Source organism: Chryseobacterium sp. Y16C (assembly GCF_022488405.1).
Classification (GTDB): Bacteria; Bacteroidota; Bacteroidia; order Flavobacteriales; family Weeksellaceae; genus Chryseobacterium; species Chryseobacterium geocarposphaerae.
The window spans coordinates 3,910,032-3,929,483 of record NZ_CP092711.1 but is presented as its reverse complement, the minus strand read 5'-3'; the positions used below and the strand labels follow the sequence as shown (position 1 = coordinate 3,929,483).

At 35.0% G+C, this 19,452-nt stretch carries 16 protein-coding genes and 8 tRNA genes; 1 reads left to right on the top strand and 23 read right to left on the bottom strand.

Annotated features, from left to right (window positions below; genetic code table 11):
- Positions 1-14: 14 nt before the first annotated feature.
- The 7 genes from MKS83_RS17795 to MKS83_RS17765 form a co-directional block, all read right to left on the bottom strand.
- On the bottom strand, positions 15-1,058 hold the full coding sequence (locus MKS83_RS17795; protein WP_240580717.1) for an alginate O-acetyltransferase AlgX-related protein: 1,044 nt from the start codon (positions 1,056-1,058) through the stop codon (positions 15-17).
- Between the two features lie 3 nt (positions 1,059-1,061).
- Positions 1,062-2,510 (bottom strand): MBOAT family O-acyltransferase, encoded by a 1,449-nt coding sequence (locus MKS83_RS17790; protein WP_240580716.1) that lies wholly within the window; start codon positions 2,508-2,510, stop codon positions 1,062-1,064.
- Positions 2,511-2,684: 174 nt separating this feature from the next.
- Complete coding sequence (locus MKS83_RS17785; RefSeq protein WP_240580715.1) at positions 2,685-7,493, bottom strand: DNA repair ATPase; 4,809 nt, start codon at positions 7,491-7,493, stop codon at positions 2,685-2,687.
- Between the two features lie 156 nt (positions 7,494-7,649).
- Positions 7,650-9,659, bottom strand: coding sequence for a flotillin family protein (locus MKS83_RS17780; RefSeq protein WP_240580714.1), 2,010 nt, complete (start codon positions 9,657-9,659; stop codon positions 7,650-7,652).
- Between the two features lie 105 nt (positions 9,660-9,764).
- Positions 9,765-10,412, bottom strand: coding sequence for a hypothetical protein (locus MKS83_RS17775; protein ID WP_240580713.1), 648 nt, complete (start codon positions 10,410-10,412; stop codon positions 9,765-9,767).
- Between the two features lie 2 nt (positions 10,413-10,414).
- Entirely contained in the window at positions 10,415-11,116 is a 702-nt protein-coding gene (locus MKS83_RS17770; protein ID WP_240580712.1) for a PspA/IM30 family protein, read from the bottom strand.
- A gap of 16 nt (positions 11,117-11,132) precedes the next feature.
- Positions 11,133-11,528: a YbjN domain-containing protein gene (locus tag MKS83_RS17765; RefSeq protein ID WP_240580711.1), complete on the bottom strand. Its 396-nt coding sequence runs from the start codon at positions 11,526-11,528 to the stop codon at positions 11,133-11,135.
- A 120-nt stretch (positions 11,529-11,648) separates the two neighbouring features.
- Between MKS83_RS17765 and MKS83_RS17760 the strand changes: the two genes are divergently transcribed.
- A complete protein-coding gene (locus MKS83_RS17760; RefSeq protein ID WP_240580710.1) occupies positions 11,649-12,254 on the top strand; it encodes a helix-turn-helix domain-containing protein in 606 nt (201 codons plus the stop codon).
- A 273-nt stretch (positions 12,255-12,527) separates the two neighbouring features.
- Here the strand turns inward: MKS83_RS17760 and MKS83_RS17755 are convergent, their stop codons facing one another.
- From MKS83_RS17755 to MKS83_RS17680, 16 genes are all read right to left on the bottom strand, one after another.
- On the bottom strand, positions 12,528-13,079 hold the full coding sequence (locus MKS83_RS17755) for a 3'-5' exonuclease (RefSeq protein WP_240580709.1): 552 nt from the start codon (positions 13,077-13,079) through the stop codon (positions 12,528-12,530).
- Positions 13,080-13,105: 26 nt separating this feature from the next.
- Positions 13,106-13,651, bottom strand: coding sequence for a 3'-5' exonuclease (locus MKS83_RS17750; RefSeq protein ID WP_240580708.1), 546 nt, complete (start codon positions 13,649-13,651; stop codon positions 13,106-13,108).
- Positions 13,652-14,008: 357 nt separating this feature from the next.
- Positions 14,009-15,025 (bottom strand): RNA ligase, Rnl2 family, encoded by a 1,017-nt coding sequence (locus MKS83_RS17745; RefSeq protein ID WP_240580707.1) that lies wholly within the window; start codon positions 15,023-15,025, stop codon positions 14,009-14,011.
- A gap of 94 nt (positions 15,026-15,119) precedes the next feature.
- Positions 15,120-15,677, bottom strand: coding sequence for a DinB family protein (locus tag MKS83_RS17740; RefSeq protein ID WP_240580706.1), 558 nt, complete (start codon positions 15,675-15,677; stop codon positions 15,120-15,122).
- On the bottom strand, positions 15,677-16,048 hold the full coding sequence (locus MKS83_RS17735) for a cyclic-phosphate processing receiver domain-containing protein (protein ID WP_240580705.1): 372 nt from the start codon (positions 16,046-16,048) through the stop codon (positions 15,677-15,679). The genes MKS83_RS17740 and MKS83_RS17735 overlap by 1 nt, the downstream gene beginning before the upstream one ends.
- 11 nt (positions 16,049-16,059) lie before the next feature.
- Positions 16,060-16,836 carry an ATP-grasp domain-containing protein gene (locus MKS83_RS17730; RefSeq protein ID WP_100378373.1) on the bottom strand — a complete coding sequence of 259 codons (777 nt, stop codon included), beginning with the start codon at positions 16,834-16,836 and terminating at the stop codon, positions 16,060-16,062.
- Between the two features lie 96 nt (positions 16,837-16,932).
- Positions 16,933-17,418 carry a ribonuclease H-like YkuK family protein gene (locus MKS83_RS17725; protein ID WP_100378372.1) on the bottom strand — a complete coding sequence of 162 codons (486 nt, stop codon included), beginning with the start codon at positions 17,416-17,418 and terminating at the stop codon, positions 16,933-16,935.
- Between the two features lie 29 nt (positions 17,419-17,447).
- Positions 17,448-17,741, bottom strand: coding sequence for a hypothetical protein (locus MKS83_RS17720; RefSeq protein ID WP_240580704.1), 294 nt, complete (start codon positions 17,739-17,741; stop codon positions 17,448-17,450).
- Between the two features lie 36 nt (positions 17,742-17,777).
- Positions 17,778-17,850: transfer RNA gene (locus MKS83_RS17715), tRNA-Gln, on the bottom strand.
- 90 nt (positions 17,851-17,940) lie between these two features.
- Positions 17,941-18,014: transfer RNA gene (locus MKS83_RS17710), tRNA-Leu, on the bottom strand.
- 8 nt (positions 18,015-18,022) lie between these two features.
- Positions 18,023-18,096 (bottom strand) — tRNA-Leu (locus tag MKS83_RS17705).
- A 206-nt stretch (positions 18,097-18,302) separates the two neighbouring features.
- A tRNA-Glu gene (locus MKS83_RS17700) sits at positions 18,303-18,375 on the bottom strand.
- A 169-nt stretch (positions 18,376-18,544) separates the two neighbouring features.
- Positions 18,545-18,631 (bottom strand) — tRNA-Tyr (locus tag MKS83_RS17695).
- A gap of 176 nt (positions 18,632-18,807) precedes the next feature.
- A tRNA-Cys gene (locus tag MKS83_RS17690) sits at positions 18,808-18,889 on the bottom strand.
- A 273-nt stretch (positions 18,890-19,162) separates the two neighbouring features.
- A tRNA-Pro gene (locus MKS83_RS17685) sits at positions 19,163-19,237 on the bottom strand.
- A 68-nt stretch (positions 19,238-19,305) separates the two neighbouring features.
- Positions 19,306-19,377: transfer RNA gene (locus MKS83_RS17680), tRNA-Asp, on the bottom strand.
- Positions 19,378-19,452: the final 75 nt, after the last annotated feature.

Below are 19,452 nucleotides of genomic sequence, written 5' to 3'. Positions count from 1 at the left end.
TTCATGTTTTCATTCTATCTTTTATGAACGACTCTATCGATCTCTTTGACAATGATTTGAGAAGCTACTGGAGACCAATGGGTATCATCATAAAAATAAATATCCTGCTCATTATTCATATGACTTTTCAGGATTTCTTTAGAATCGATATATAAATACTCTTTTTTAAGAGTCCGAAGATGCTCGAAGAACAACGGTTTCTCCAAATTTGTTTTATTGGCTATGTAATCATAATACATATCGTATTTATCAGGAGCAGGTAATACGATGAGTTTTACATTTTTTTCCTGAAGTTTTTGAGATATTTTATTGAGTACATTATTTAGCAAAACGATATTTGAGATTTTATTACTTTCGGCAAGAGAGATGATATCGTATTTGTAAAAAAGCAATTTATCAGACCCATTACTGAATAATTTTTTTGAATTTAAATTATAATTATAAATTAAATCGTTGGAGAGATAGTCTTTACAAATAAAAAATTTAGGCATATAGTAAAGCGGAAACTGAAGGGTTGATCTGGAAAAAAATTCAGAATCTGCTTTATTTTCTTTTAATTCCTTATGATGATTTAAAATCAAAGAATCTATTTGCTTTTGCTTTATTTTCGTATCAAAGTTTATCCCTGTGATATTATCGATGAAATGACGTTCTACATTTTGAAGAACAACATATTTAATCGTAAAACGTTCAAAAAAATCACCGTTGATAAGGTTGATTAAGGTCTGAATCTGATTATTTGAAATAAATTCATCAACATGTAAAGTTGTGTATTTTTCTGCTAAGAAATGATTATATCCGTATCCTTTCTGTTCTGAAAAAGAATCTCCCATGGTCAGAAAATCAAATTCCTTTTTTTCTGTTTTTGATAATCTTTCAAAATTTTCTTTTTCAGACAAATCAAAGCGATCCCTGTAATGTTTATAAATATTGGGAATCATTCCCATTCTTAAAACATCCGGACTTTCTGTTCTGATCAGCCCAATTAACGAGATTCCGAACAGAAATACTGCAGGAAGAATAAAATATGCTGTCTTAAGTATAAATTTCTTTATCATTCATCAAAATTGAAAGTAAATGAACTGTTCCGTATTTCCTCCAAACCAAAAAACAGAAATAATAATAGCGTAATACATGGCATATCTCAGAGGTTTCCTCCATTGTAAACCTAATTTTTCAATCGCATACTGATTTTCACGCCCTTTCCATTCTACCAGAATAAAAATGATCACAAGAAGAATTGTTATAACCGCTTTTTTCTTCTCTTCAAATTCAGGCAGTCTGAAAAGTGAGCCGGAAAACATTTCAGTGATATATTGACAGGCATGAGTCATATTTTCAGCTCTGAAAAATATCCATGCGAAAACAGTTAGCCCAAAAGTTATGAGTATTTGTAAAAATTCACGGATAGTCGGCCATTGTCTGCCTTTTGAAACAATTTCCAAATTTTTCCTATTGGTTTTCATAAGGATAGAAGGCATAATGAATATGGCATTTAATAATCCCCATACAATAAACGTCCAGTTCGCCCCATGCCAGAATCCACTCACTATAAAAATGATGAATGTATTTCTTATCCGCATCCATTTTCCTCCTTTGCTTCCTCCTAAAGGAATATATAAGTAGTCTTTAAACCATGAAGAAAGTGAAATATGCCAACGTCTCCAAAATTCTGCAAAATCTCTAGAGAAATAAGGGAAAGCAAAATTACGCAACAGATCAAATCCGAATAATCTGGCCGTACCTAAAGCAATATCGGAATATCCTGAAAAATCTCCATAAATCTGAAAGGCAAAAAACACAGCTCCCAGGGCCAATGTACTTCCGTTCATATCTGCAGAGTGATTAAAGATCTGATTGGCAAATTCTGCACAATTGTCAGCAATCACTATTTTTTTGAATAATCCCCACAGCACTTGCCGCAAACCGTCTACCGCTTTATTATAATCAAAAACTCTTTTCTCTTTGATCTGTGGAAGCAGATGGGTGGCTCTTTCTATAGGACCGGCAACCAAAAGAGGGAAAAAACTTACGAACAGAGCATAGTCCACAAAATTACTTTCTGCTTTAATTTTACCTTTATATACGTCTATCACATAAGAAAGGCCGTGGAAAGTATAAAAAGAGATTCCCAGAGGAAGAATTACGTTAAGTAATACCGGACTGGATTTCCACCCTATTTGAGAAGAAAAATCAGCAAAAGATTCAGCAAAAAAGTTATAATATTTAAATACTCCTAAGAATCCGAGATTGATAATAATACTTAACCAAAACCAAATCCTTTTGATTTTTAAACTTCCTGCCTTTTGCATTTTTAAACCTGTAAAATAATCCAGTAAAGTGGAAAACATCAGCAGAAAAAGAAAGCGCCAATCCCAACAGGCATAAAAAAAATAACTTGCTAAAAATAATAACCTGTTTTGAAATTTAAGATTTTTATTGGCAAGATACCAGTATATTATAAAAACTGTCGGTAAGAAAATTAAAAATTCTATAGAGTTAAAGAGCATTCTTTTTATTTATTTTAACGAATTCTTTTTATAGTGTCACTCTCAGTTTCCAAATATACAAACTTCACGTAAGGAATTGAAAGAATCTGATATTCATTCATATTTCAAGTAATAAAAAAAATTCCATTGCGAAATAAAAAGACTACAGATTGCTGTAGCCTTTTCTTTTGGTTATTAGTTTTTAAGAACATCTTTAATACCTTCCAGTCCTTCACTGAACTGGGCAAGCAAAGCAACCACCTGTGCCATTCTGTCGTTCTCTCCCAGACCTTTCAGTGTTTTATTTTTAACAAAAGTTTTTTTGATCTCTTCCCAACGCATCACCTCACTTTCATTCATAATTCCCATCAGTTCTTTCAACTTCAGCATATTGGCTTCTGCTCCTGTGGTTAACGTCTGAGATTCATTCTGGTAATGATTCATTACTATTTGCGTTACCTCATCTTCTTTCAGAATCGGCTGAATCTGGGCAATCAGCTTATTCATATTTCGATAAGAACCCTGCAGTTTAAAAGCCGGTTCATTTCTGTATTCATCTGCCATTGCTGCAGAAGAGATATACTGAGCATTTACTTTTAAAACCGTTTCTCTTACTTTTAAAGTGCTTTTCAGTACTTTTCTGAAATCTGAAATTTCGTTGGAACTGAAGTTTCCGGTCAAATCTACATTAGGATTATCTGAAACAATGCTGTCATACAGTTCATATAGGTTTTGCATTCCCGGATTTGTCAGTCTGGTCAGATATTCGTTGGACATCAAAGCATTTTCTATTAAACTTAAATCAAACAAATCAGTTTTACTGCCTGAAATCTCACCCAAATTATAGGTATCTGAACGGTTCGCCAACATATCCGGAATTCTGAATTTCTCACCGCTTTCCGTATATGGGTTTCCTGCCATTACCAGACAAAAACGTTTTGATCTTAAGTCATACGTTTTGCTTTCTCCATTGTAAATTCCTTCAATTTTTCTCTGTCCGTCTGCTAAAGAAATAAATTTCTGCAAAAATTCAGGGTTGCAATGCTGAATATCATCCAAATACAACATCACATTATCTCCCATTTCCAAAGCCAGATTCAGTTTTTCAAGCTCCTGTCTTGCTCCAGCATTTTTAGCTTCGTTCGGATCTGTGGAAACAATATCGTGACCGATGGACGGACCGTTGATTTTCATAAACACCAGCCCCATTCGGTCTGCCATATATTCCATCAAGGTTGTTTTACCGTAACCCGGAGGCGAAACCAGAAGCAGCATTCCCATTTTGTCGGTACGTTTGTCATTTCCTACAGTTCCCAACTGTTTTGCCAGATTGGCTCCGATCAAAGGAAAATAGACTTCACTGATCAATTTATTTCTTACAAAAGAACTCAAAACCTGAGACTGGAATGTTTCTATTTTCAGGGCTTTCTTTTTCTCATTCACCCATTTTGCTTTTAATTCATTCAGTTGTCTGAATTTCGGAACAGTAATTTCACTATAATGTTTTAAACGTGAGGTGAATTCATAATAATTCAAAATATATTCAGCTTCCTTTTCCAGGGAACGTAATTCTTTTAAACCTACTTCATAAGTGGTGTAGCGAATATTTTTCTCTTCAAAATTCTGAGAAATTAAAAACGTCGCCACTTCATTAATGATTCCGTTTTCAGTATTTAATCCTGAATGACTGATAAACGCCTCCAAAGCACTTTCCGCCATTGAAAAACAGGCAGAAGGATAAAGATGAAGCATGTTCAGCTGATCTGTCAATTCAATATCTTTTCCTTTTTCTTTTAGATCTTTTAAAAATGCATGATATAATGTCGCTGCTTTTTCGGAGACTATGAAATTCTTTCGGTCCTCTGTTTTCAAATATTCTGCAGCATTGGAGAAATCAGCATCCGCAAAAAACTGATATTGCTCTGCAAAGGTTTTAATTTCTTTTGACAATTCTGTATTTAATCTTTCAAATCCACTTTTCGAGGTAAATGACGATGAAATCAGTGAAAAAATTTCAAACTGCTTTTGATAATATTCTTTTCTTTCGTCTTCTAAAAAGTTCCAGAACAGTTGCGCTAAAGCTCTTTCTTCAGAAGTAAACCGCATCAGTCCTAATTCGTTATGAATCTGCTGAAGCTTTGATACAATCTTTAAAGCATCTTCATCATGAATTCCTTTTACCAAACCTTCTCCAAAATGCTGTGTCATAAAATCCTGTATAAAGTCCCGGTTCTGCTTTTCAGTGTAGATATTCTGATGTTTCGAAAAAATGTTCCAGGCCAGATATTCAAAACGTTTTACCGTATTATTTTCAGAGATAAATTCCTGATTCCAGACTTCTTTATAATCTGAAAGGGTATCAAATTGCAATTGCTCATAAAATGCCGTTCCGGTTAAATGATAATAGTACTGTGCATTTCGCATCACCAACGTAAGATCCAGCTTCTGCTGATTGACTGCAAATTTATAGTCACCCAAAGCAATCACATGATCTCCGTCCGCATAAATTTCTTTTTTGTCTTTAAGTTTTCTTACCGATTCTTGTTGAGTTGTTTTTAACAACGTCTGAATTTCTTCCGACTTCGCCGAATCTTCCATTTCACTCAGCTGCCTTGAAAGATCACGTACTTTCTCCACCATTAAATCGGTTGCAAAATATCCATTGATCTCAATTTCCGAATCAAAAGATTCTGCTTTAGTCTGCACAGATTTTAAAATTCTCTTTGCTGAATCGTATAGACTTTGAGTACGTTTGTTTCTTAATTCTGTAAGCTGAACTCTTTTATTCTGGAAATGTCCGTAAACCTCTTCTCTCTTTTCTCCGATTTTCTGAATAAATTCATCAAAATCAACAAATTTCGTTTCCATTTCTTCCAGCTGAATGGAAAGTTTGGTGAGATATTCATCACATTTCTCAGGAGTCTGTGAAAGTTCCAAGAAGTTAATCACCGACTGATCAAACAGTGTCATCTGTGCCTGAAAATCTGCAGACAGTTCTTTTCCTGAAATTTCTCTTTTACGTTTGGTTAATTCCAGTCTTTCCTGATTCAGCATTGCAAAAATCACGGAAATATTCTCAATGATCTGGGTTGAGTGGGAAGCATCTTCAATTTTTAAATTATTGACGATATCCACCAAAAGCTCAAGCTGCCCGGAAAGATTCGTAATTTCTTCATCAATCGTTTTTGCATCGATCGCTTTCTGAAGGTTGATGGTATTTTCAGAAATGGTCTGCGCTCTTTGCTGGTAGGGAGCTAAGGAATTTTCCTGTAAAAGAAAATTCACACAGGCATTCGACAATTCGTCCGAACGTTCTGCTAAAGATTTCTCCAGCTGATCCAACAAAGGGACTTCCACATATTTTAACTCTCTTGCACCGGTAATTTCTCCACGTAACGCACGGATCTGTGAAAGCATATCAATATAATCGGTAAGCTGAGAATAATTGATCCTTTTGGTATCGTCTAGAATTTTCTCGCAAGCTGCTTTGATTTTTTCAACTGCTTCTGCGGTACTTTTCTTCTGCTCTACTACTTTTTCATATTCGTTGATCGCAGAATGCGCGATATTTCTAATTTCTTTTAAAGGAAGATCAAGATTCTGAACTTCATCATCATTTAAAAAATAATAAGAGTCTAAAATGGCCGTCGAAAGTTTTACAATATCATCATACAATCCACTGTAAGAATCTTTCTTGTTCAAAAGAGTGATAAGCTCCTGGCTTTCGGCCATTACCCGGACAATATCTTTATTGCCAATTTTATATAAAAGGCTGTCAGATTTTTCCAGATTTGGCTGTAATTCCTTAGAATACGGAGTTTGCCAGATTTGAGCCAAATGATGCTTGGTAGTTTCTACACTTTCACGAAGATAAATGAGTTCACCATTATTTAAAATCGTATATCCACTGCAACGAATCGGTGTTTCAATGGTCTGTGTGATGATATTGTATGAAATCAGCTGATAATTATTGGTTTTATCATCATAGAAAACATACATAAAGTTCTCACCGTTCGGTTCCTGAATGGTTTTCAGATAATGAAGCCTGTTAATATCCTGAGAAATCACTTTTAAACCTCCGGTCTGTAAAGCATATCCGTTGGAAAATAAAACCCCCTGACTTTCCGGAAGCAAGACTCCCGAATGTTTTAAAGTATCGACTCTGGAAACGGTTTTTTCTTTATGATTATAAATGAAATATCGTTCTGTTTCCTGATAAGGTCTTATTTTAAAAATCACCAGATTATCCAGATCACAGAAATGGATTTCAGCATCATCCAGATTCTGGTCTTTGTGGATGACATCTTCGGAATAAATTCCTTTTCCCGTTTCTGTATTGTCTTCAATTTTAATAGTGATATCACCTCCGATGGATTCTACAAATACTTTATCTGCTAAAGAAACGTGAGGAAATTTTCCGTTTCGCTGCATATCTCTCGTTGCCTTCGTCCACGCAAAACCATGTTGTGGCGGATATGTGACTTCCGAAGCACTTCTTGAATCAACATAGACTAACTGATCTTCTTTGATCAGCCATTTAAATGCTTTGATATCGGTTGTACTTTCAGACAGCTGAAAAACCATATATAAATAGTTTTCGGTGAAGTGAAAGCGTGCGAAGAAAGTATTTCTGTAATATTTATAAAGATTTTTAAATTCATCAATAAATACTTCATCGTTAATTAATGAAGAATCCTGAGGTTCAAAACGGTTGTTATTAATTTTATAAACTGAAAAAACATCGGTGATATTAATTTCCGTTTGCAATCCAAGGTGCGCGTTCGATCCGAAGATCAAACTGTCTTTTAATGAATAAATATCTTTTGCGACACAATTGTGATCGGTAGAAATTCTTTCATTGGCAATTAAAGAGAAGTCTACTCCTCCAAAAATATCTTTCCGCTTTTCATTAAGTCGTTGAAGTCGTTGAACCAAATCACTTTTCTGATCATTCAGACGGTTCTGTATAATTTCGTATGTCCCTGAATTTAATTTTTCTGACATAGTAAATGAGATATTTGATGTTAGATACAAGATACTACCCCTGTATCTTCTATGTTAAAAAGATGTTTTTTAGAAAAACATTTATTTAGAAAAACTCCCAAAGTACGATTAAAAAAAGTATACAATGAGAGTTTTACAATATAATTTAGTTGTGTTTTAGCTGATTGGCTTTTGGTCTATTCCCAAATGTTTCGCCATATCCATTGCTCTGTCCAGAAGACCTCTTTCGTGCTGATTGGCCAAGCCGTTCAGCTTGAAAATAAGACTTGCAATGCTCATGTTTTTGATGTCTTCAGAAGAAATATTGTATTTATCAACCATTCCCATTACTTTGGAAATTAAGTTTTCGCCATCTCCCAACAAATTTTCTTTCACCAGCTGAGCATTCTCACTGTGACTGATAAATTTATCCAATCCTTTTCCTGCAGAAACCTGACGAACCACATTGTCGAAGAAGGTATTATCTCCACCCACGATATCAATTTTTGCAGATTTGAACGCTTCAGCCAGAACACCAGCCTGAGCCTGTGCAATATCTTTCTGAATTGAAATCTGAGCCAATTCCACTTCTTTTTCTTTTGCCAACGTAAGACGGAATTCTTCGTGGTCTTTTCCGGCATCATTCAGCTTCTTCATTGCTTCTGCTTTCTCGGTAATTCCTGCCGCTTCCGCCAACGCTTTTTCTTTGATGACTTCTGCCTGAGCAATTCCTTCTTTTTTGATGGCATCTGCTTTTTTCTCAATCACGACAGCTTCTACGATACCCTGTCTTTCCTGAGCTTCTGCTTTTGCGTGCATTACCTGAGCTTCGGATAAACCTACCGTAGCTTCTTCTTTTGCTTTTGCATCAGCGATGATCTTACGAGCCTCCGCTTCTTTTTCCGCAGCATCTCTCTTTGCCTGCGCTTCGATTACATATTTCTGAGCATCTTTTTCAGCCGCTAATTTTCTGGCTTCTGCTGCTCTTGTTTCTTCGATCAGTTTCTTTTCAGCTTCCTGAGTGGCAACGGTAATTTCAACCTGCTTGTTTCTTTCCGCTGTTTTGAATGCCTCCAGATCTTTGATACCCTGCTGCTCTTCCACAACAGTTTTTTCCATTGTTAAACGCTCACGGATCGCATCCTGAATGCTCTTCTTCTCCAATTCGATCGCTTTATCCTTTTCAATTTGAGCCAGAGAAACAATTCGTTCTCTTTCCGTAGCTTCCAGCATTTTGTCTTTCTGCACTCTCTCTGTTTCTACCAAATCGGCACGTTCTTTATTTTTAGCAGCAATAACAACCTGTCTCAATTTATTTTCTTCCGCAATCTGAAGCTTTTCTTCTGTTGCAATACGCACGGTTTCATATTTTAACCTTTCTTCTTCATTCACTTTTAGAATTTCTGCATTTTCACGTGCTTTGATATTGGCTACTTCTCTTTTCTGAGACTCTTCTTTTTCTGCCAATTGCTTCTCCAGCTCTAAAATGGCTTCACGGGCTTCAACATTTTGTTTCGTGATCGTTTTTTCCTCATCTCTGCGAACCTGATTTGCTTTGATATTCTGAGTTGCCGTTAATTCTGTAATTTTTTTAATCCCTTCAGAATCAAGGATATTATCTTTATCTAAGTTTTCAATTGAAGTCTGCTCCAGGTAATCGATCGCACAGTCATCTAAAACATATCCATTTAAGTCTGTTCCGATAATATCTAAAATTTCCTGGCGGAATTCACTTCTTGCTTCGTAAAGCTCAATAAATTCAAATTTTTTACCTACTGTTTTTAAGGCTTCTGAAAATTTGGCTTCAAATAATTCTCTAAGGGTATTAATATCAGAAGCTCTCTGACAACCGATCGTCTGACCAACATTTACAATATCATCTACAGATTTATTAACCCTGATGAAAAAAGCCACCTGAATATCGGCTCTCATATTATCTTTACAGATCAATCCAGCTCTTCCTTCTCTTGAAATTTCCAGCTTTTTTACCGAAATATCCATTGATTCCATTCTGTGAATGATCGGGATTACAATTCCCGCATTGAAAAAGACTTTTGTTCCCCCATATCCCGTTCTTAAAATAACGATTCCCTGTACTGTTTTTTTATACATTGAAAGAATCCAGAAAATTAATCCGATAGATGCGATTACCGCAACAACAATTCCTACAATTAAAGGCATATTCATAATGTTATAGTTTATATATTTTAATGTGTTTTTATTTAAATTTTAAAGAAATAAATCAAGGATAAAGTTTAAAATTTCCATGAAAATCATTAGCATTTTATTTTTTTAAAGGTGTAATTCTTTAGCTACATAGTATATTCTTTTATCAGGATCTTCATCTACAATGACTACACGGTCACCATGTTCTATAAGTTCTCCATTTTTACTTTTCACCATAAGTGTCATAGGATCGCTTCCGATAAAAACTTCTAATATTCCTGTTTTTGTTCCATTGATACTGGATTTCATCCTTCCTTCTCTCCCCAAAAAATCATGCGGACGTTCTCCTTTATGATTAATTTCTTTAAAGAAAGGATTTAATGGTTTTAGAATAATTTTCGTCAATAATATACTTCCGATCAGCAGAGGTACTATTATGACAATTCCCAACCAGGTAGGCATTGGCAGAAACATCGTAAGGTAAACCGAACCCAACCATGTAAAAAGTAATGTCAGTGTCAGAAAATAAGTCATCGGAACGATATCCAGATTCAAAAACTTCAGAAACTGAACCCAAGCCGAGGGATCTTCAGGAACATGAATGTGACCATCCGGTGTATCAAAATCCGTATCGATATCGGCATCTATCCCAACATCAATATCCAATCCTGTAACAATCGTAAACACCCAGTACAATGCTGAAAGAATCAGCAAAACACTAAGAACCGTATTGACCGGAGAAAAAGCTACATTCAAAAATTCCTGAAAATTCATCGTTATTCTTTTTTAAGGGATTCCTTTAATTTTTTCAAAGCATCCTCAACTTGTGTATCATCATTTTTCACCACCGCATCAATTTCATCATCAATCGATTTCCCTGCATTTGATATATCCAAATACGCTTCCGCCAAAGCTTCCTGCTGCACCACTCTTTCTTTTAGTTTTTCCAGCATGCTGACTGTAGAATGCGTATCGATCTGCGTCATTTTTTTGTTAATATCCTTTGTCGCTTCACTTACCTGAACTCTCGCTTTTAGGGTTTTAAGCTCATTTTCCCACTTCGCAATATTGGATTTCAGCGTATTGATATTGGTCTGCATTTTTTCGCACTCTGCATGAAGCTTTTCATGTTCTTTGTTCAGATGTACTGCATTTTCTTGAGCTGCCGTTTGCTTTTTAAGTGCCTCTTTTGCCAAACGATCCGCTTCTTCTGCAGAAACTTCTCCTTTTTCAGCTTTTTGCACCAGAACAATAGCTTTTCCATAATAATCTTTTGCAGTCTGATCTTCTCGCTCCGATTCATTTTTTTTACGGATCGATAGTGCTTTCAGTTGAGCTAAAGCTTCAACACTTTTTGCCAACTGCTCTTTCATGTCTCTTATTCCTTGTTCTGTAAGTTTAATCGGATCTTCAAATCCGTCGATTGCCGAATGAATTTCAGCTTTTCCTATATTAAACAGCCTTTTAAAAATATTCATTTTAATATTTTTTATTTTATTTACTCATATTAATCATTTCCGTACTGAATTCTCCTACGAGAATTCCCAGCGAATTGATGGAAGCCATCACTTCATTCTGTGCCATATTATCTGTCGGAAGCGTATCTCTGAAGATCACTCTTTTTCCTGAGCCGTCCAATACAAAAGCTCCATGCACAATATCTCTGTTTTTCTGCAACAAAGTTCTGTAGATCGATTCGGTTGGGTGTTTAATTTCAAAAAGAAACTGCTCCATGATCAGTATAGAATCCGAAATAATCAAAATCATATTTTTAATTCCGTTCGATTCTTTTTCAATGATCAGAATTGACTGGCCTTCATCTTCAAAGGTCACATTGAACTCATAATCCAACAGCCACTCTTTTACTTTTTCAAAATTTTTATTCTTCATATTTGATTTTTTATTCACGATTGTATGATACAAATATAGAATTAAATTTTATGATTGCAAATATTTTTAGCAATTATTTTTAACATTTTCTCTTATATTTGCAAAAAGGATTAGATAGTTATGAGTTTTTTCGGCGTAAATATCAAAAAAATAAGACAGGTTAAAGGTCTGAGTCAGAAAGCATTTGCAGATCTCTTTGAACTAAATCGAGGCGTAATAAGCGCTTACGAGGAAGGACGTGCAGAACCCAAGATCGAAACTGTTTTAAAAGTTGCTCATTATTTTAGCCTTGACCTTGATGACTTTCTTACCAAAACCCTTCAGGTAAATCATTTAGCCAGTCCATCCAATATTGACAGCCTGATGTTTGTAAATGAAGCTCATACCTCTTCAGATCCTGCTGTTCAGAAACAGGAGATTTCAGCAGAAGAAAAAATAATGCAAAAAATTTTAGCAAACTCAGATATTGTCTATGAATTCACCGCAACCAGTACGACATTTTCACATTATCAGACTGGTGATATTCTTTTTCTTAAAGTAGCCAATCCTCAAAACGAAATATCTCCAACTCTTTATACTTTAAAAAGCGGTAATCTGAAAGCTGTTACCCATACAGACACAAAAAATAAAGAGCCTTATTATAAAATCATCGGATACTTCTCGTTTGAACAAAAAAATATCCTCGCCAATATTTTGGAGAGGATAGAAAATTTAGAGAGGAAATAAAACTTATCACAATCAATTACCCGACAAATTTTTCTGCAATAGTTCTAAACAGAAATACCCAACAAGGCTTGCCTGATATGTTGACTAAAAATCTTTTTTCAAAATATTAGTATTGTTTCATTTTGATGACGCAAAGTAAAAAAGGAATTACGCAATAATTTTACGTTGTATTTTTTATTATTAATTCTTAATTTTCTTAACACTCCATTTTCCTATTTCAATAAGAAACGTCCTTTGAAAAGGAAGCCATTGTTACATTTTTAAATTGCTAAATTAATATTGTTGTAAACACCAATGTAAAATTTTCGCAATATTCTTGGCATCATCCACCCCTCTGTGATGGGTACCTTCAAGCTGGAGATTCAGTTCACCCAAAGCTCTTGCCATCCCTACACTTTTGCGAACCGTCGGATGCAATTCTCCGAATAAGGTTTTCACGTTGATATGGTCATCACTCAAAGGATAATCGACATTGAATCTTCTTGCCTGATTTTGAAGCATATTCAGATCGTAGTTTCCATAACTTGCCCAGGTCAGGTCTTCAGAATCGTATTCTGCTCTCAGAATATCTAACGCATCTTCCAGCAAAATCCCCTCATCATCAAGCATTTTCTGGGTAATGGAAGTCAGTTCCGTACAAAACGGGCTCACTTTTGAGAATTGAGGTTTTACTAAAATCCCCTCATTTTTGGAAATCTTACCGGTTTTTGCATTCATAATACAAACTCCGATTTCAATAATTTCGCTTTCCTGACCTCTCGGCGGCCGGTCGTTCCAACACGTGGCTTCGAGGTCTATAATTAATATATTGTCTGTTGTTTTCACTTTTTTAATTATTTATTGTTAAAAATTTACCGTAAAATTTCTTTTAAAATCTTTGCGGCATTATAAGCATCATCTGCTCCACTGTGATGATTGCCTTCAAAATTCATATTCAGAAACTTTAAAGCTCTTTTCAGCCCCATCATTTTATGAAGTCCGTTATAATTTTTAAACTGATGCATCACGTTGATATAATTTTCCGAAAAAGGATTTTCAATACCCAGATAATCACACTGCTCCATGATCTGTTCCTGATCAAAACTTCCGAAACCAGCCCAGGTAAGCTGAGAAGAATGGTATTCATTCTTTATTTTCTCACAGGCTTCTTCGAAATAGATTCCTTTTTCTTCGATAAGTTGTGGAGTAATCCCGGTAAGGTCTGTACAAAATCTACTGATCTTAGATCTTTCGGGAATTACATAAATGCTCTGTTTCTTGGAAATTGCTTTTGTTGTTCTGTTTAATTCGCAAATTCCTATTTCTATGATATCGACTTTTTGCCCAATCGGAATTCTGTCGTTTTCCCAACATGTGGCTTCGAGATCGATGATTATTATTTCATTGGTTGTTTTCATTTTGATTAATTTAATTCTACTTGTTTTCACTCATTGCATTGGGTTCTTTTTGTTTGAAGGAGAATTAAGAAGAAGTTCTCTGAAGAAGAATTGACGTTGCTGCTGAAGCTTTGCAAAGGTAAAACCAACAGTACGCATTCTATTTACACAGTAAAAATAATTTTTAAAACTTCTGTAATTTTTATTTTAATTCCATGCTAAAACTGTCATTCTGAATGGAACGAAGTGGAGTGAAGAATCTCTAATACATAACGCAGAGATTCTTCTTCGTCAGAATGACAAACTTTCTACACATTAAATCAAGAAATTTATGATTCAATTTAACATGTAAAAAAGTTTCGATAATAATTACCGAAACTATACTTTTACTGTCATTAATTCTTCTTTTACCATATCAATGACTAAAGAATTCAACTTTTTGTTGATCCTTTTATGTTCTTCTTTTTCTATGGTTGTGAAAACCTCAGGAAAATCTTTTTCAAAATCCTCTAAAATATCCTGTGCAAAAAGACCGATCACTTTACCAATCATTTTGGGTTCAAATTCGCCAATCTTGCTGACAACATTATTCAACCTGTTTACAGTTGCATATTTTTGGATTTCTTCCCAAATATTTTGAGCTTTTTCGCTAAAGCTGACTTGCTTTTGAACCGGCTTATTCTGTTTTCTTACCACTTTAGATTTTTCAACCCATTTTTCATTTTTGTTTTTCAAAATGACTCTTGAGCCGTTTCCAAAATATTTGGTTTTCAAAGTTTTCACGATGGTTCCTTCGCACATATTGTTCTCGACTTTCGGTAATCCCAACCAATCCGGAATTTTAGAATCGAAAACATTCGGAAACTTCAAAGCTTCTTCTAAAGTTCCTTGAAATAAGATCTTTGCATAGAAAAAACCAGTTTCCTCAAAAATTTGATTCACTAAATCCGTATCCAAATAAGTAGTTCCGTTCAATTTGATGTCAAATGCGTAAAACTCGTTGTAAGGTGCATATTCAATACCCTTCTGCACCTTCACTGCATCTTTTACAGCTTCGACTTCTTTGTGTTTGTAACCGCCACCGAATAATTCACCGTAAATTACTACAGTTTCAACATCGGGATACATTGTTTTCACTCTTCCGAAAACTTCTATTACTTTTTTTCTGTAACGTTCTAAAATCTGATGTGCATTGAAGAACTTTTCATCTTTTTCAATGAAAGCGGTCCTTTTTCCGATTTTAATTTCCTTTCCGTCGGTAAAGAAAGAGAAATTTGCCCCGTGAACCTTCTCCTGCACAATGAAAACCTCATCCCCAAAACCCTGCATCTTAATCTGATCGATCACGCGGGTTTGGTAAGCATTTTCTATAGAGTTATATGTTTTGAAAATCATTTTTTAAATTTTTAAATTGTTTTTACTTAAAACCTCACAGGTTTTGAAAACCTGTGAGGTTTCACCACTGTTTGAAAAAAGACAATCCAAGTATTCAAATCACTTCTAATTCATTATTTGTCATCTGAGTAAGATGTCTTTGAGCATGGAGTGAAAGGAAATAAATGTATTCGTACACATTGATTTTCCCGAGTTCATTTACCGTCATGGTTGTTTTGCAGAGAAGACCTTCACCATTTTTCATCAATTCTAAATAATTTAAACACTGATGATATTGTTGAGAGATTAAACTTCTGATTTCAGTTAAGTTCAATTCTCCTTTCGGCTCCATATGCTCCGGTCTTATCCATTCGAAAGCACCATACTTACCCACTTTTTCAAACTTCTCCTGACTGAAACTGTAATTTTCTATTTCAAGATTTAAATCAAGATCGAAATAATTACGCATTGCTTTTTTTGAGCCTTTTTCAATGAGAATCAGCAAATAAAAGTTTGTGAGATAAATATGTTCTAAAATCTGTCGAATCGTCCAGCCTCCGTTTGAAGGCTGAAAATTCAATATTTCATTATCTTTATCAAACCATCTGTTGACCTCATCAAAACTGAGTTTCAAATGCGTTTTTATATCCTTCATTAATCTAAAAATGTCCATTACAAATTTTTAAAGTTTTTTAAAAGAATTTCAATATTTTCCTTTCCAACAGGATTCATGGAATGACAGTAGAATTTTGGTAAGTCTAAGTAATTATCCATACAATATTCTACCAGCCATTTTGCACAGTCATAGCCTGTTTTTTCGACAAATTCCTGAGAATCCGGTCCTAAATAATGTTCATCAGCAAGGTCGTGGTCAAAAGAGATCATTTCCGGAAGCCCTTTTTCCAAAATCCTGTTGACAAACTGTTCGTAATTTCTAACGATATGCCAGTCGTTTCTGAGGAAAATGTCCTGTTGGGTATAATGATACGCTTCAATCGGATATCTTATATCATCCAGAAACAATAATCTTTTTGTCATTTCCATTGTTTTATTTTCTAATTTGAAAAGTAGATATTCAAAGCTTTGATAATACTTTTCACATTCGTATTCGGATAAAATCCGGAGCTGTTAATACAATTGATTTCAACAATTTTCCAGCCTTCATCTGTTAAACAAATATCCATTACAAAAGCTTCTTCAAGATTGAACAATTGAATCATTTCATTAGCGAAACTCAATCCGCCTTCCGAAACCTTTTCTTCGAAAGGAGTATTATCATTGAATTTATAATATCCTGCATCGATTATTTGTCCGCCAACAATCCAAATTCTTGCTTCTTTTATTGTCCGTTTTGCTTCGGAAATCTGAACCAAAGAATCTTCTGTAATTCTGTTGGATTGATTTTCCAATGCTTCAAAAACAAAGTCTTTCCATTCCGCTTCATTGAAAACTTTTCCTGTAAAAATTTTCGCTTCATTGTAAGGTTTAATGAATTTAAGCTCATCTTTTTTCCAAATCAGTTCTTCAGAAATTTTGTGAACGGAAACTTTGTGATTCAAAAGGTTTTCGCCATAATATTGAGAATACACTTCATACAAATGATTGCCTTCGTAAAAAGAACCTGGAAACCAATCGATATTTTGTTTTGCCAATCTAGCAATCGTTACCGAACCATATACGAAAACATCTTTTCTGTCTGTTTCAAAATCGATTTTCTCTGCAGTTGGAGGAATATTAATTACGCTATAATCAATATTTAATTCTTCCAAAGCATCGAAAATTTTATAATGATCGGGATCTAAATATACATTAGCCTGAATTAAAAAATACATGGTTATTAGTTTTTTGGATGGAAGTTAGAAGCTGGAGGATGGAAGCAATCGAAGCATTTTAAACTTCCTGCATCCATCATCCCACTTCCAGCTATTTTACACCATCATATCAGCACAATTTGAACTTGCGAATGCATAAGGTTTTGCTTTAAAAACATAGCCCATTCCCAGAATATATCCCATTGCGTCTCTTAAAGCGACGTTGGATTTAAAATCCGGATCGGTGTTAATGTCTGCGTGTACCTCCATTTCCACATCATAAGTTTCCAGAATAGAGCAAATTGCATAAGCGATTTCTACGGATTTGTTCACCTCGTTCAGCATACGCTCTTTGATACTAATACTCTGTATTTCTCTTTCTTTTCTGATAAAGGTAAACGCTCCTTTTCCCTCACGAATAAAGACAACTGCCGTAGCATAATTAATAGCATCACCATACACGTGGGAATCTGAACCCACACACACTTTTAGTCGGTGCCCATTGGCCTGTTCGCGGATGATGGCTTCTTCTACCAACTGTGTGATAGACTGTTGGAAAATTTTTCCGGTCATGTTCTGCCATGTTTGTTGTTGCGTTTCCATTTTTTAAAGTTTTTTGTAAACCTATTTTCTCATTTTTTAATAGCGTTTACAGGTTTTACATTTGTTTTCAAACTGTCTTTTTTTGTCAATTTTTCAGTGAATTCCACAACATCGGCCACATCTTTAGTGGATTTTATTGCTTTTACGGCACTGAAGCTATTTTCACCTTCTTTTTCTAATGCATTCGCATTTTTCAGGTATCTTGTTTCCATCAGCATAGGTTCAGAAATATGAGCAACCCGTGTACCTGTTTTCATACAGCTTCTGGCTATTGCGATGAAAGACATCATACCTACCAGAATCATTTTTATTGTATCTCTCATGCTTATTGTTTTTCGGTTATTAGTATGATTTTAATGTTGATTCATCAGGATTCGAACCTGAACAACAAGAGTCAAAGTCTTGTGTGCTGACCAGTTACACTATGAACCAATTCTATAAATAATGAGTAACAGATAATTAGTAATATTTTTTACGCGTAGTTTATTACTCATTGCACATTACCTTATTACTCATATTTTGTACCTCTCCCCAGATTCGAACTGGGACTTTACGGGGTTTAAAGCCGTTTTCTCTGCCAATTGGAATAGAGAGGCAATTGTTGTACGGAAAGAGGGATTCGAACCTCCAAAGCCTTGAGCCTAAATCAAGTGTGTCTACCATTTCCACCATTCCCGCAGATTGATGAGCTATTAGTAATGGGTAATTAGTAATATTTTAAATTTTACTATTTCACAATTCAGCATTGTCATGTTTACTTATTACCCATTGCTCATTACTTACATATAGGTCTGAGAAGGCTTGTCTGATTATAAACTATGCCTGTAATGTTTTTGTAAAGATCTTCTGCGCTTGACAAAACCTCCTCTTTCCCTTTTAATCTGTACTCTATAAGGGAATCGAACCCTTGTTTTCTGCTCGAAAGACAGACGTCCTGAACCGTTAGACGAATAGAGCGTTATTTTTGTGAATTCTGAATTGTCAATTTGCTTTGCAGTCAATCTTTAAATTTTAAATTGATAATTGACTTATTTCACTATTCACTTTTTTGACCATCTGACCAGGAGTCTAACCTGAACAACAAGAGTACATTTCCTGCATGCTGCCATTACATTATCAGTGGTGTTGGTGGAAGTAGTAGGATTCGAACCTACTCAGCAATGAAGCAACAGATTTACAGTCTGCCCCGGCTCTCCAACTCCGGCGTACTTCCTTTTTTGTTATTGGTTGTTAGTTGATAGTTTTTGGATCATACTATATCTCTAATTTCCAGCATCTAACTTTTTTGTGAAGAAAAACAAAGCCTGTCTTTAATTTTTAGTTTGATATAAGAACTTATTCGCTCGACAAACTTTTTTTCTTCGGAACTAATCTCATTTTAGTTATTTGAGATGGTTATGGGAGTCAAACCCACTCAGCTTACGCAACGGTTTTGCAGACCGCCCCGACTCTTCCACTTCGGCGAACCATCGTTTTTTATGAGTAATCAGCAATTAGTAATGAGTAATGAGTAATTTAAACTAACTTCTAATCTCTAATTTCTGACTTCTCATCATGAGTTAAGAAAAAGTTTGTCTATATTATATCGTGTTTTTGGCGTAAAGATCTTCTGCTCCCGACAAACCTTTTCTTTTTCTCTTTTGAAACAATTAACTTAGTTTGAATTGTGAATAGTCAATTCGCTTCGCTGGTCAATTTTTAACTCCCTTGTGAAACAAAATTTACTATTGATTATTCACTTTTATGGTCTGGAAAGCAAGATTCGAACTTGCGACCTCCCGCGTCCAAGACGGGTAAACAACCACCGTTATCTTTCCAGTTTTGCAGATTCACTTCAATTTTCTTTTCCGAGAGACAGTCGGATCCGGAAGTTTCCGTGAATCTTTGCGGTCTATGCGAGAATCGAACTCGCAGTGCCTGAGCGACAGTCAGGCAGGTTAGCCATTACCTCAATAGACCTCCTTTGTGATCTCGACAGGATTGTTCATGAATTTCATATTTTATTTTTATGGTATTCACGAATACTTCGTATTT

Coding starts and splice junctions, on each gene's coding strand:
- MKS83_RS17795 (WP_240580717.1), bottom strand. CDS start 1,058: ATGATAAAGAAATTTATACTTAAGACAGCATATTTTATTCTTCCTGCA.
- MKS83_RS17790 (WP_240580716.1), bottom strand. CDS start 2,510: ATGCTCTTTAACTCTATAGAATTTTTAATTTTCTTACCGACAGTTTTT.
- MKS83_RS17785 (WP_240580715.1), bottom strand. CDS start 7,493: ATGTCAGAAAAATTAAATTCAGGGACATACGAAATTATACAGAACCGT.
- MKS83_RS17780 (WP_240580714.1), bottom strand. CDS start 9,659: ATGAATATGCCTTTAATTGTAGGAATTGTTGTTGCGGTAATCGCATCT.
- MKS83_RS17775 (WP_240580713.1), bottom strand. CDS start 10,412: ATGAATTTTCAGGAATTTTTGAATGTAGCTTTTTCTCCGGTCAATACG.
- MKS83_RS17770 (WP_240580712.1), bottom strand. CDS start 11,116: ATGAATATTTTTAAAAGGCTGTTTAATATAGGAAAAGCTGAAATTCAT.
- MKS83_RS17765 (WP_240580711.1), bottom strand. CDS start 11,528: ATGAAGAATAAAAATTTTGAAAAAGTAAAAGAGTGGCTGTTGGATTAT.
- MKS83_RS17760 (WP_240580710.1), top strand. CDS start 11,649: ATGAGTTTTTTCGGCGTAAATATCAAAAAAATAAGACAGGTTAAAGGT.
- MKS83_RS17750 (WP_240580708.1), bottom strand. CDS start 13,651: ATGAAAACAACCAATGAAATAATAATCATCGATCTCGAAGCCACATGT.
- MKS83_RS17745 (WP_240580707.1), bottom strand. CDS start 15,025: ATGATTTTCAAAACATATAACTCTATAGAAAATGCTTACCAAACCCGC.
- MKS83_RS17740 (WP_240580706.1), bottom strand. CDS start 15,677: ATGGACATTTTTAGATTAATGAAGGATATAAAAACGCATTTGAAACTC.
- MKS83_RS17735 (WP_240580705.1), bottom strand. CDS start 16,048: ATGGAAATGACAAAAAGATTATTGTTTCTGGATGATATAAGATATCCG.
- MKS83_RS17730 (WP_100378373.1), bottom strand. CDS start 16,836: ATGTATTTTTTAATTCAGGCTAATGTATATTTAGATCCCGATCATTAT.
- MKS83_RS17725 (WP_100378372.1), bottom strand. CDS start 17,418: ATGGAAACGCAACAACAAACATGGCAGAACATGACCGGAAAAATTTTC.
- MKS83_RS17720 (WP_240580704.1), bottom strand. CDS start 17,741: ATGAGAGATACAATAAAAATGATTCTGGTAGGTATGATGTCTTTCATC.